Genomic DNA, 13,068 nt, shown 5'->3' with positions numbered 1-13,068 from the left:
GGTTCCACCGATGTCACCCAGGTCCTTGCTTCTTGGATCGTCCCGATCGCACCGTCGCCCGGTCGTCGCAGCGCTGACCGCTGTCGCCGCCGTTGTGCTCACCGCGTGCGGTGGCGGAGCGAGCGACACCGTGGGCGGTGGTGGCGCGGACGGCAGCGGCGGCACCCTCAACCTCTACGCCTACGCCGTCCCGAAGCCCGGTTTCGACAAGGTCGTTCCCGAGTTCAACAAGACCGATAAGGGCAAGAACGTCCAGATCAACGGCTCCTACGGCGCATCGGGCGATCAGTCCCGCAAGGTCAAGGACGGCGCCGAGGCCGATATCGTCAACTTCTCCGTCGAGCCCGACATCACCCGCCTCGTCGACGCCGGTCTGGTCGATCCGAGCTGGAATGCCGACGCCACCAAGGGAATTCCGTTCGGCTCGGTCGTCGCGATCGTTGTGCGCAAGGGCAACCCGAAGGGCATCAAGGACTGGGACGACCTGCTCAAGCCGGGCGTCCAGGTGGTCACCCCGAACCCGTTCAGCTCGGGTTCGGCGAAATGGAACCTGCTCGCCCCGTACGCGGCCAAGAGCGACGGCGGCAAGAACCCGCAGGCGGGTCTGGACTACCTGAGCCAGCTCATCTCCAAGGAGCATGTGCAGGTGCAGCCGAAGTCGGGCCGCGAAGCCACCGAAACCTTCCTGCAGGGCACCGGTGACGTGCTGCTGAGCTACGAGAACGAGGCGATCTTCTCCGAGCGCAACGGCGATCCGATCGAGCACATCGTGCCGCCGACCACCTTCAAGATCGAGAACCCGGTCGCGGTCCTGAAGAACAGCAAGCATCTGGACAAGGCCACCGCCTTCCGTGACTTCCTGTTCACCCCGGAAGGTCAGAAGGCCTGGGCCTCGGCCGGTTTCCGTCCGGTCGACCCGAAGGTGGCCGCCGACTACGCCAAGGACTTCCCGACTCCGCAGAAGCTGTGGACGATTGCCGATCTGGGTGGCTGGAAGACCGTCGACAAGGAGCTGTTCACCCCGAACACCGGATCCGTCGCGGTCATCTACGACAAGGCCACCAAGTAGCTCGGTGATCCGAAACACACGGGATACTGGACGATCGTGACAGAAAGCAGCAGCGCCGAGATCGGGCATGCGCCCGATCTCGGCGGCTTCGAAGACGCGGGTGAATCCGCCCCCAGAACTACGAGCCGATCTTGGTCGTGGCTGCGGGTGACCGGTTCGGTGGGTCCGCTCGGCATCGCCACCGCGGTGCTGTGGCTCAGCATCATCGTGCTGCTACCGCTGGCCGCGCTCACCGTCACCTCTTTCGACGACGGCTGGTCGGGGTTCTGGGATGCCGTCACCGCGCCGGCCGCGATCGACTCGCTGCGCATCACGGTCGTCGTCTCGGTGGTGGTGGCGATCATCAACGTGGTGATGGGCACGTTGATCGCCTGGGTCCTCGTGCGTGACGAGTTCCCGGGCAAGAGCATTGTCAACGCACTCATCGATCTGCCGTTCGCGCTGCCGACCATCGTCGCCAGCATCGTGCTGCTGTCGCTGTACGGACCGCAGAGTCCGATCGATATCCATCTCAATGCCACCCAGCCCGGTCTGGTCGTCGCACTGGCATTCGTCACGCTGCCGTTCGTGGTCCGCTCGGTGCAGCCGGTGCTGATCGAGGCCGACCGCGAGGTCGAGCAGGCCGCGCTCTCCCTCGGCGCGGACAACTGGACCACATTCCGCCGCATCGTCCTACCGACGCTCGCGCCCGCCGTCATCAGCGGTGGCGGTCTGGCCTTCGCCCGCGCCATCGGCGAATACGGTTCGGTGGTGCTGATCGGCGGTGCCATCCCGCGCAAGACCGAGATGGCCTCGCAGTACATCCAGAAGCAGATCGAGATCGACCGGCCGGTGAACGCGGCCGCGGTCTCGGTCGCGCTGCTGGCCATTTCATTCGCGACCCTGCTGGTGCTGCGGCTGTGGGCCGAGCGCACGGCGCGCAAGGAGCAGGAGGCGCGATGAATCTGTCTTGGCCGACTCGTATTTCGCTGCGCACGGTGGCGCTGGGCTACCTGTTCGTGCTGCTGGTGCTGCCGCTGATCATCATTCTGTGGCGCACCTTCGAAAAGGGCATCGGCGCGTTCATCGACTCGATCTCCACACCGGCGGCGATCTCGGCATTCCAGCTGTCGATCCTCATCGTGGCGATCGTGGTCCCGGTGAACGTCATCTTCGGCATCGTCACCGCGATCGCCCTGGTGCGCGGCAAGTTCCCCGGCCGCACCCTGGTGCAGGGCATCGTGGATCTGCCCTTCGCCGTCTCGCCGGTCGTGGTCGGTGTCGCGCTGATCCTGCTGTGGGGTGCGGACGGCTGGTTCGGCGGGCTGGAGGATCTGGGCTTCAAGGTGATCTTCAACCTGCCCGGCATGGTGATCGCCACCATCTTCGTCACGCTGCCGTTCGTGGTTCGCGAGGTCGAGCCGGTGCTGCACGAGATCGGCGACGACCAGGAGCAGGCCGCGGCCACCCTCGGCGCCTCCAGCTGGCAGACGTTCTGGCGAATCACGCTGCCCGCCATCCGCTGGGGCCTGACCTATGGCATCGTGCTGACCGTCGCGCGTGCGCTCGGCGAATTCGGCGCGGTGATCATGGTGTCCTCCGCGCTGCCGGGTAAATCGCAGACGCTGACCCTGCTCGTGCACGGTCGATACATCAACGACCACAACACCTTCGGCGCCTACTCCGCCGCGACCCTGCTGATGGGCCTTGCCCTCGTAGTCCTGCTGTTGATGACCCTCCTCGAACGTAAGCGGGGCACCAAGTGATCACCGTGACCAATGCGAAGAAGAACTACGGTTCCTTCGCCGCTCTCAACGATGTCAGCATCGAGATCCCGTCCGGGGAGCTGACCGCGCTGCTCGGCCCGTCGGGTTCGGGCAAGTCGACCCTGCTGCGCTCGATCGCCGGCCTGGAGTCGCTGGATTCCGGCATCGTCGCCATCGCGGGCAACGATGTCACGCACGTGCCGCCGCAGAAGCGTGATATCGGCTTCGTCTTCCAGCACTACGCCGCGTTCAAGCACATGACCGTGCGTGACAACGTGGCCTTCGGACTCAAGATCCGCAAGCGGCCCAAGGGCGAGATCGCCAAGCGCGTCGACGAACTGCTCGGCATCGTCGGCCTCGACGGCTTCCAGCACCGCTACCCGGCCCAGCTCTCGGGCGGCCAGCGTCAGCGCATGGCCCTGGCCCGCGCGCTCGCCGTCGACCCGCAGGTGCTCTTGCTCGACGAACCCTTCGGCGCCCTCGACGCCAAGGTGCGTGCCGATCTGCGCACCTGGCTGCGCCGCCTGCACGAGGAGGTCCACGTGACCACCGTGCTGGTCACCCACGATCAGGAGGAGGCGCTCGACGTCGCCGACCGGATCGCGGTGATGAACAAGGGCCGCATCGAACAGGTCGGCAGCCCCGAGGACGTCTACGACCGTCCGGCCAACGAATTCGTCATGTCCTTCCTCGGCGATGTTGCCCGGCTCAACGGACATCTGGTGCGCCCGCACGATATTCGCGTCGGCCGCGACTCGAGCATGGCGCTGGCCAAGGACGAGGGCACGGCGGAATCGGCCGGCGTCACCCGCGCAACGGTGGAACGCGTTGTGCACCTGGGTTTCGAGGTGCGCGTCGAACTGCGCAATGCCGCGACCGGCGATCTCTTCGCCGCCCAGGTGACCCGAGGCGACGCCGAGGCACTGCAGCTCAACGACGGGGAAACCGTCTACGCCCGCGCCACCCGGATTCCGGAACTGCCTGCGGGATAAGTCCTGGGTGGACTACTCGGCGAGGTTGGTGGCATCGAGCCGGTGACCGTGACGGCGACCAATCACCCTGGTGGCGGCGCTGTTCTCACGATCACCCTCAATTCGGATAAAGCGGGCGGCGCGTCGAAGTAGAAATTATTCACCCATTCATGGCGTGTCGAAACCGAAATCTGGTTTCGACTTCTCATATTGTGCTGAATGCGAAACATGCGCTAGTGGGTTCCGATGAGTTATCGGAACGTAATCCGAAGTGAGCATTCGCATTGGTCGTCGAACGCGGCCCGGATAAACGGATCCGGCCGCCCGATCGCAGCCTGCTCGACCTGCTCGGTGTGGGTCAGGCCCGCGACGAAGGTCGTGTGCAGGCGGCGGGGAGTTGATCGATCGCCATGTCCATTCGAAGACAGTTATTTCTCGCGCTGGCCGCTGCCGGCGCCGCGGTGATAATCCAGTCCGGGCCGGCAACGCCCGCACCACCACCGGGAACGCCCACAGTGCGCGCACCGGATGGTCCGGTAATCACCGAGATCCCCTTGGATTCGCCCGAAGTGGCCACCCGGAGCCCGGAATCGGTGGGGAAGCCGATCCCGAACTCGTCTACCGGCCACACCCTCGCGCAGTTACTGCCACACGGAATCGAGGGCGATCAACGGCATTTCACGCCGAATCCGGAGCAGTGGGATAACGCGTTGACGATTGTCGAGGCGGTCCGGCACCGCGACATGCCCGCCTATGCGGCGGTGGTCGCGGTGGCCACCGCACTGCAGGAATCGATGTTGCGCAATCTGACCGAGATGGTCGACCACGACTCGCTCGGGGTGTTCCAGCAGCGTCCCTCCGCCGGTTGGGGTGCGCCGGAGCAGATCACCGATCCGCGCTACGCGACCGACCGATTCCTGGACGCATTGCTGGTCCATGCGCCGGACTACCAGGCGATACCGCTGTGGCAGGCGGCACAGGCCGTGCAGCGTTCGGGCTTTCCGACGGCATACGCGCGGTGGCAGGAACAGGCAGCGCAGATGGTGCTGCGGCTGCTCGGGCCGCAGGGGCCGGTGCGGAGTCCGGCGCCCGTGGCGAGTGCTCAGGCTGTCCTGGGATGTTGCTGATCAGTCGCCAATGGTGGTAAGGGTTCTGATTTCCCGCACCGGATCCGCTCGCGAATTCCGGTGCGGGGAATTGGAACTCGTGCAAGTGGGACGGCGCACCGGCGGCATGCGGACAACTGTATGTCCGGTGGTTGGCAGGCAGGTCGCGGGGTGGTTGCCTGATCAGGTTCGAAGCAAATCGGCTCGGCGATCAGAGGATTGCGATGGCGGTTGGTCTTGGTTTGAGCATCGGCACGGTGAACACGGTTTCCGCCCTGGCGGAGGAGGATTCGGCCAAGGCTCCGCCGGGTCGCCGCTCCGCCGCCGAACGCTCGCCCGCCATCACCCGTCGCACCACCCTCACCTTCGACAGCAGCGGCATGGCCAGGGTCGGCATGATTCCGCGGCACGGGCGTGCGATCACCGAATTCGCCGATCTCGGCCAGCGCAATAAGACCAAGCAGGCCAGGGTCGGGCACCGGGCGCTGACCGCGGCCGATCTGATCGCGGTCGTCGCGGACTGTCTGATCACCGAGGCGCGTCGCGATCGCCGGGCGGTCGATGCCGGAGTCACGCTGACACATCCCGCGGGCTACTCCGAGGGGCAGGTGGGGGAGTTGCGTGCGGCGTTGGACGCGATCGGCCTGCGACATGTCGCACTGGTCGCCGAACCCGTCGCGGCGGCGACCTGGCTCGAGGTCCAACGCGGGCCGCTCATGCCGGGCCTAGCCCTGGTCTATGACCTGGGTGGTGCCAACCTGGACATCACCCTGGTGCGAGTCGGCGCCGGCTGTCCGCGCAATCCGATCGTCGGCGTGCCCGTCCGTTCGCCGGAGTTCGGCGGACGTGCCTTCGGCACGCTGGTCGCGGCGCGGGGCGGGAACGGGACTGTTCCGGCCTCCGTATCCGGTGCGGTCACCGGTATCACCGCCGACGAGTTGCGCACCATCCATATTCGATCCTCGCTGAAGCTGGTGTACCGCTGCCTGCGGATGGCCGATGTGACCATGGCCGATGTGGACTGTGTCCTGGTGGTCGGCGGCGCGGCCCGCCCGGTCGAGGTATCCCAGGTGCTCGCGAGTGAACTGGCGCGCCCGGTGATCACGGCCCCGGATCCGGAGCGCACGATCGCCGACGGCGCGGCCATCATGGCGCGCCGCGCCGCCGCCGCGGATGAGGAGGCGGCCGGACAGCACCACCGGCGCAGACATCAAGGCGCGCACCGCAGGGCGACGACGCGCGCCCGCCTACTTTCACGGCGCACCAGGCGCCGCTTGACCCGGGTGGCGATCGCGACGGGCATGTCGGCCGGTGGGGTGGCGCTTGCGCTGGCGCTGCCCGCCGACTCGGTGGTCGCGGGATTGTCGCAGCTCGGGCTGGGGTAACGGTGGCCCCGGGGGCACACCGCACCGCCACCAGGAATGCCGATCACGCGCCAGGTTGACGTTACTCTTCGTAGGTGTAACTATGGGATACAGTAAATCCCTACGAGGAGAGGCAAGTGACGACGATGTCCGCAGCCGTGACGCCCACAGTCGATCCCGACCTGGAGAAGGCGCAGGAGTACGCCGCGAAGCTGCTGCTGCTCTCCGAGGGTTCGGTCAACAAGCACTTCGACCCTTTCGAGGACATCGACTGGGACAACCCCGACTTTGCCGCCGATGCCGGTGAAGAGCGCTGGATCCTCCCGGTCTCCGGCGATGCGCTCGGTCGTCATCCCTGGTACCAGGCGCTGCCGCAGGACCGCAAGATCGCCATCGGCAAGTACCGCCAGGCCAATGTCGCCAAGGTCGGTCTGCAGTTCGAATCCATCCTGATCAGCGGCATGGTGACGCACAGCTTCGGCCTGCCCAACGGCTCGCCCGAATTCCGCTACTGCTCCCACGAGATGATCGAGGAGCACAACCACACCCTGATGTTCCAGGAGATGGTCAACCGGATCGGGATCGATGTCCCCGGTATGGGCCCGCTGGTGCGCAAGTTCAAGTACATCGGCGCGCCGGTGGCCGCGCTGTTCCCGAATCTGTTCTTCATGGCCGTGCTCGCGGGTGAGGAGCCGATCGACCACATTCAGAAGGCGATTCTGCGCTCGGGTGAGGAAGTGCATCCGATCATGCGTGGCGTGATGGCCATCCATGTCGCCGAGGAGGCGCGCCACATCTCGTTCGCGCACGAATTCCTGAAGCAGCACGTCCCGGATAAGAACGCGTTCAACAAGCTGGTGCTCTCGATCGCCATGCCCATCGTCATGTGGATCCTCGGTCGCTCCATCTACACCCCGCCCCGGTCGTTCTTCCGCGAGTTCGATATCCCGGACGAGGTGCGCAAGGAGCTGTTCTACGGTTCGAAGCAGGCCAAGCAGGAGTTCAGCGACTTCTTCGGCGACGTGCGCACGCTGGCCAATGACATCGGCCTGATGAACCCGATCGGCAAGGCGGTGTGGAAGCTGCTGAAGATCGATGGCCACACCACCCGCTACCGCTCCGAGCCGTTGCGCTCGGCCAAGGTCGGCTGACGTGCCCTACGTCGTTACGCAGTCCTGTTGCAGCGACGCGTCCTGCGTCTACGCCTGCCCGGTCAACTGCATCCATCCCACGCCCGACGAACCGGATTTCCTGACGGCGGAGATGCTGTACGTGGACCCGCAGGCGTGCGTGGACTGCGGCGCTTGCGCCACCGCGTGCCCGGTCGACGCCATCACCTCGTCGAAGCGGCTGACCGCTGAGCAGAAGCCGTTCATCGAGATCAACGCCGACTTCTATCGGCAGGCGCGGCCGCGGCCGCTGCTCGCGAAGCCGGTGCCAGCGGCCGAGGTGCACACCGAGCATCAGCCGCTGCGGGTGGCGATCGTCGGATCGGGGCCGTCGGCCATGTACGCGGCCGATGAACTGCTGACTCAGCCCGACGTCACTGTGACAGTCTTCGACCGACTTCCGGTGCCCCATGGGCTGGCCCGCTTCGGCGTCGCACCGGACCATGCCAAGACCAGGCAGGTCAATAGGCTCTTCGACATCATCTCGGCGCAGCCCGGTTTCGGTTCGTACCTGAATGTCGAACTGGGCAAGCACATTTCGCACGCGGAGCTGCTCGCGCACTTCCACGCGGTGATCTACGCGGTCGGCGCGTCCTCGGATCGCAAGCTCGACATTCCCGGAGAGGGGTTGGCGGGCAATGTATCCGCCACCGACTTCGTCGCCTGGTACAACGGGCATCCCGATCACGCGGGACGCACCTTCGACCTGTCGCAGCGCCGGGCCGTCATTGTCGGCAACGGCAATGTGGCCCTCGATGTCGCGCGCATCCTGGCCAGTGATCCGGAAGCGTTGGCGGGCACCGATATCGCACCCCATGCGCTGAGGGCCTTGCGGGAGAGCAAGATCGAGGAAGTGGTCATCCTGGGCCGCCGTGGTCCGGCCGAATCCGCTTTTACCGTTCCGGAATTCGTCGGTCTGCTCGGGGCGGATGTCGATATCGCCATCGAGGGCGAGGTGCCGGAGTTGACGGACGGGCTGCCGTACCAGGTCGAGCAGAAGCTGCGGCTGCTACACAGCGTGTCCGAGCGGCCGTTCGGTGCGCGTAAGCGGATCGTCTTCCGTTATCTGGCCGCACCGACCGAGATTCTGGGTACCGATGAGGTGACCGGCATCGAGGTGAGCCGCAATGAGCTCGTCACCGATCCGGACGGTCGCGTCCGTGCCGTGGCGACGGGGGAGACCGAGCGGCTGGATGCCGGGCTGGTGCTCACCTCGGTCGGCTATCGCGGCGTTGCGTTGCCAGGGTTGCCATTCGACGAACAGGCCGCCGTTATCCCGAATCTGAACGGTCGCGTCTTGGAGCAGTCCGGCGGCGCGGTGCTGCCGGGCACTTACGTCACCGGCTGGATCAAGCGCGGCCCGACCGGGTTCATCGGCACCAATAAATCCTGTGCGCAGGAGACGGTTCGGCAGCTGGCCGATGATTTCAATGCCGGTCGGTTGCGTGAACCGGTCGGCGGCGCGACGGACTTCGATCACTTGGTGCACCGCCGTCGGCCCGCAGTGGTTGCCGGTGGAGCCGTTGTGCGGACGCCTCGGGTGCGCCGCCTGCTCGCCCGCGCCTGATCGGTCGCGGCGCATTCGCGCCGATGTCGCATTGGTGATGTGTAACGGATTCCGTCCCCCGCCGACATGTCGGATGCGAGGTAGGGTCCGAAAGGGATGGTCGGCACCTCGGCTGTCGGCAACGCGATGAGGGCGTATGCCGGGCCGAGGTGCCGGTTGGGGGTTACTTGGCGGTGAAGCCGCCGTCGATCGCGAGTGCCGCGCCGGTGATGAAGCTGGCTTCATCGCTCAGCAGGTAGGCACAGAAGGATGCGATCTCCTCCGGCTTGCTGATTCGGCCCAGCGGATGCAGTGCGGCGATGGCCGCCTCACCTTCGGGTGTCGCACCCATCGAATTGCGGAATGCCGGAGTGTCGACCGCGCCGGAGACCAGCGCGTTCACCCGTACGCCCTGTTCGGCGGCCTCCAGCGCGACCGCGCGGGTCAGTCCGACGACACCGTGCTTGGCCGCGACATACGGCGCCACCGAACCCATGCCGACGACGCCGAGGTTCGAGGCGTTATTGAGAATCGCGCCGCCACCGGAGGCGACGATGGCCGGAACCTGGTGGCGCAGACCGTAGAAAACGCTGGTCAGGTTGAGCTCGAGATCGGCGCGCCAACCCGCCTCGTCGATCTGCGAGACCGGGCCGAAGGCATTGACGGCGCCCGCGTTGTTGAATGCCGCGTCCAGCCGTCCGTATTCGGTCAGCGCCGACTGCGTCAGCCGGGCCACGTCGTCTTCGACGGTGACATCGGTCGGCACGAAGACCGCCCGGCCACGCGCCGCGCGGATATCGGCCGCGATCTGTTCGCCCGCGTCTTTACCACGAGCGCCGAGCACCACCGCCGCGCCCTCGGCCGCGGCGCGCAGCGCCACCGCCTTGCCGACACCCGAGCTCGCTCCGGTGATCAGCACGACCTTCTCCGCGAAACGTGTAGACATCCTCTTCGTGTTCCCTTCTCGTCCTTGCGATTTCATGCTCGATGCGCTGGTGCGTGGTCTCGGTTCGCCCGAGTGCTTGCTCATCGCTGAATCCAGTCAAGCTGTCGGGAAGTGATAGCGCTGGCGAAAAAAAGACATTGCGTTTGACGCGTCATGTTCTAGCGGATGGGACGGCCGTACTATGAAATCCCTAGCGCTGGCAACGTTTTGGTTACCGACCAGTCGGTGTGCGTTGTCGGTTCTGCGCGGTTCGGGTTCCGGCCCGTTTTGTCCGGCTGGCCGGTGCCGAAGTTCGAGTTACTGTGTGGTAGCGGAATCCGGCTTGCCGCAGTGGAATCGGGTCCCCCGATTGCGAAACGCCGATCGTAGAGGGGTCTGGATCATGAATTTTCGAGCGATCTAGCTGGGAGTTTGCGTCAGCATCAACGGAAGCCGAACGTTTCATATCAATTCGACATCCCAATCGATCCGATAGCAGCTAACCTGTGGGAGCTGTTTGGGAAGCGACCGCGGCCACATGGATCTCCTATGTGATGGACGTGGTCTCGGTGCGTTGACGGGATAGCGAATGACTACAGGTCTAGGCTTCAGCATCGGTTCAGTGAACTCGGTATCCGCCATGGTGACCGGCGAGCGACCGTGGTCGTCGGTGCGCACGCGCCGCACCGCCGTGACCTTCGACAGCGCGGGCGGCATCCGGATCGGTGGGATCCTCGAATTCAGCATGGCGGTAACGGATTTCGCCGATCTGGGGCGTGACCCGGAATCGGTGATCGTGGGCGGTCGGCTCTGGTCGCCCGCGAATCTGGTCGCCGCGGTGGTGAACAGCCTGGTCGAATCGAGCCCGCCGACCGCGGGAGCCGTAGCGACCTATCCCGCAAGCTATTCCGACAAGCAGCTGTCACTGCTGCGACAGGCATTGAATCTGGCCGGGGCCGCCGATGTGCTGCTGGTACCCGAACCCGTCGCGGCCGCGGAATGGCTCGAGCAGGAGCGCGGGCCGCTGGAGCCGGGCTTCGTGCTGGTCTACGACCTCGGCGGGGCCAGCCTCGACGTCTCGATGGTCCGGGTCGGACCGGACTGGGACGACCATCCGATCGTCGGAAAGTCCGTGCGTTCCTACGACTTCGGCGGGCGTCCGCTCGGTTCGATGATCGCGCGATACGCGCGCGTCGCGGCGCCCGGCGATAACGGGTCGATGCTGCAGATGACCTCGATCGTGGATGTCGCGAGTCTGCGCACCCAGCACATCCGGGATTCCTTCGACGTGGTCCACGAGTGTGTGGAATCGACGGGACGCACCCTGGCCGATGTCGATCGCATCCTGCTCGTCGGCGGCGCCACCCGGCCCGTCGAGGTCGCGCGCACCCTCGCCGAACTCGGGCGTCCGGTGGTGATGTCGACCGATCCGGGACAGACGGTCGCCGTCGGCGCGGCCGGTTACGCCGCCCGCAGCTTCGCCCCGCTGTCGACGGGCGGCCGGCATCGAGCCCCGAAGGTCGCCGTATTCTCCAGTGCCGCGGTGGCATCCGCGGTGGCCGTATCGGCGGTTACGGTATTCGGCGGACCCACCATTCCGGAGATGCCGTCGTTGCTGGAAGCCTCCCCGGGGGGCGGACACCCGATGGGCAATCTGCTGTTGGAGCCCCACGTCGAGGCGCTGGTCGATGCCGGTGCCGTCGTGTCCAGGGCGGTGGCGAGGGCGAGCTCGGCCGCTGGCTTCGGCTACTCCGGTCGGCCCGCCTACGGGATCGCTCCCGCCGACCACGCTACAACGATCGGCCCGTCGGTGGCCGAGGCACACTTGGGGAGCCACCAGAATCCGCGAGAGTCAGCGCAATCCGGCGGTTCCACCTACGCCAACCCGGCGCAGTTCCTGAACCCGTTACCCTTCTTCCAAATCCCGCAGCCCATCCCTGCGGTGCCCAATCAGTCCGCAGCTCCCGTGCCCATTCCGCGCGTCAGCGTCCCGGGTTCCCTTCCCACACTGCCCAATTCGGCTCCCACCGCCCCGGCATCGCCGCCCACCTCGGGTGCGGGTACGGCGACTCCCGGCACCGGAACCACAGGCACGACCGGCGCCGACACTCCGATCCCCAGCGCAACCACGCCCGGCACCCCATCGGGCGAAATCCCCTCCGGGCCCGGGACTTCGGGCGGACATACCTCGGAGGGCAGTTCGTCCGGAGGTACTGCGACGGGTGATACGGCGGGCGGAAGTGCCCGGGGCGGCGCGTCTTCGGGCGGCGCGGGTGGATCGACGTCAGGGGGATCCACCGGCGGCTCGACGACTGGCACCTCCGGGGCCGACAGTGGTGCATCGGGCGGCTCGACCAGTGGGAGCACGGCGGGCGGCTCGACCAACGGCGGCACCTCGGGTGGTTCGACCGGTGGTGGCACGTCGGGTGGTTCGACCGGTGGTGGCACGTCGGGTGGTTCGACCGGTGGTGGCACGTCGGGTGGTTCGACCGGTGGTGGCACGTCGGGTGGTTCGACCAGTGGTGGTGCATCGGCTGGCTCGACCAGTGGTGGTAGGTCCGGCGGTTCCACCGGAGGCGCCTCGTCCGGCGGAATCTCCTCCGGCGGTTCGAATTCGGGTGGCAGCACCAGCTCGTTGGGCGGTAGCCACCCGGGTGGTTCCGCGCCCGGCGGTTCGGGCGGTTCCGGTGGATCGGGCCACTCCGGCGGTGGCACCCACAGATGATCGCTGCGGCCGCATCGGCAACCGACCGAAGCTCATGGCTCGAGCGGTCGACGTAGCGGCACCACCGCTGGCGCAACGTCCTCCGGTGGCACCTCGCGGGTGCTTCGTTCGGCGGAACTTCCTCAGCGGTCCGACATTCGGCGGCAGCTCCAGCTCCGGGGGCGCCTCCTCCTGCGGTAGCTTCGCGTCTGGCGGCTCTGTCGGTCTGGTGGATCGGGCCACTCCGGCGGTGGCACCCACAAATGATGACTGCGGCCATCCCCTCCGGCGCGAGGTCGGCAGGCGTTGGCTGCGCTCAGGACCGCGAGCCGTCCGCAGCGAACCGCACCTTGTAGATCCGCAACCATGTCGGGGGATCCGTACTCCTTTGCGGCGCGGCATGGAGTCGTCTGTGGCGGTGTGCCGCCTTGCGGCTGTTGCTGAACGCGGCTGTTGGGCGCACGTTCGG

Annotated in this window: 10 protein-coding genes; 9 read left to right on the top strand and 1 reads right to left on the bottom strand. The window is 66.5% G+C overall.

What is annotated here, in order from left to right; genetic code table 11:
* Positions 1-10: 10 nt before the first annotated feature.
* From ACHQ4I_RS33935 to ACHQ4I_RS33900, 8 genes are all read left to right on the top strand, one after another.
* On the top strand, positions 11-1,069 hold the full coding sequence (locus ACHQ4I_RS33935; RefSeq protein WP_420775970.1) for a sulfate ABC transporter substrate-binding protein: 1,059 nt from the start codon (positions 11-13) through the stop codon (positions 1,067-1,069).
* Positions 1,070-1,210: 141 nt separating this feature from the next.
* A complete protein-coding gene (gene cysT / locus ACHQ4I_RS33930; protein WP_420776080.1) occupies positions 1,211-2,011 on the top strand; it encodes a sulfate ABC transporter permease subunit CysT in 801 nt (266 codons plus the stop codon).
* Positions 2,008-2,814, top strand: a complete 807-nt coding sequence (gene cysW, locus ACHQ4I_RS33925; protein WP_420775969.1) for a sulfate ABC transporter permease subunit CysW — start codon at positions 2,008-2,010, stop codon at positions 2,812-2,814. The genes cysT and cysW overlap by 4 nt, the downstream gene beginning before the upstream one ends.
* Entirely contained in the window at positions 2,811-3,806 is a 996-nt protein-coding gene (locus ACHQ4I_RS33920; protein ID WP_420775968.1) for a sulfate/molybdate ABC transporter ATP-binding protein, read from the top strand. The genes cysW and ACHQ4I_RS33920 overlap by 4 nt, the downstream gene beginning before the upstream one ends.
* Positions 3,807-4,195: 389 nt before the next feature.
* Positions 4,196-4,912 carry a hypothetical protein gene (locus tag ACHQ4I_RS33915; RefSeq protein ID WP_420775967.1) on the top strand — a complete coding sequence of 239 codons (717 nt, stop codon included), beginning with the start codon at positions 4,196-4,198 and terminating at the stop codon, positions 4,910-4,912.
* 203 nt (positions 4,913-5,115) lie between these two features.
* Positions 5,116-6,276 (top strand): Hsp70 family protein, encoded by a 1,161-nt coding sequence (locus ACHQ4I_RS33910; RefSeq protein WP_420775966.1) that lies wholly within the window; start codon positions 5,116-5,118, stop codon positions 6,274-6,276.
* Positions 6,277-6,401: 125 nt separating this feature from the next.
* Positions 6,402-7,406, top strand: a complete 1,005-nt coding sequence (locus ACHQ4I_RS33905) for an AurF N-oxygenase family protein (protein ID WP_420776079.1) — start codon at positions 6,402-6,404, stop codon at positions 7,404-7,406.
* Position 7,407: 1 nt separating this feature from the next.
* The gene (locus tag ACHQ4I_RS33900) at positions 7,408-8,991 is read left to right on the top strand and encodes an FAD-dependent oxidoreductase (protein WP_420775965.1); all 1,584 of its coding nucleotides are present in this window, start codon (positions 7,408-7,410) and stop codon (positions 8,989-8,991) included.
* Positions 8,992-9,154: 163 nt separating this feature from the next.
* On the opposite strand, the gene ACHQ4I_RS33895 is transcribed toward ACHQ4I_RS33900, so the two are convergent.
* Positions 9,155-9,916, bottom strand: a complete 762-nt coding sequence (locus ACHQ4I_RS33895) for an SDR family NAD(P)-dependent oxidoreductase (RefSeq protein ID WP_420775964.1) — start codon at positions 9,914-9,916, stop codon at positions 9,155-9,157.
* A 568-nt stretch (positions 9,917-10,484) separates the two neighbouring features.
* Between ACHQ4I_RS33895 and ACHQ4I_RS33890 the strand changes: the two genes are divergently transcribed.
* The gene (locus ACHQ4I_RS33890) at positions 10,485-12,620 is read left to right on the top strand and encodes an Hsp70 family protein (RefSeq protein ID WP_420775963.1); all 2,136 of its coding nucleotides are present in this window, start codon (positions 10,485-10,487) and stop codon (positions 12,618-12,620) included.
* The last annotated feature ends 448 nt before the right edge of the window (positions 12,621-13,068 follow it).

It is taken from the genome of Nocardia nepalensis (genome assembly GCF_048910785.1).
Taxonomy (GTDB): Bacteria; Actinomycetota; Actinomycetes; order Mycobacteriales; family Mycobacteriaceae; genus Nocardia; species Nocardia nepalensis.
Note: the sequence above shows the minus strand (reverse complement) of the source record. Positions and strands in the feature narration are given on the sequence as shown.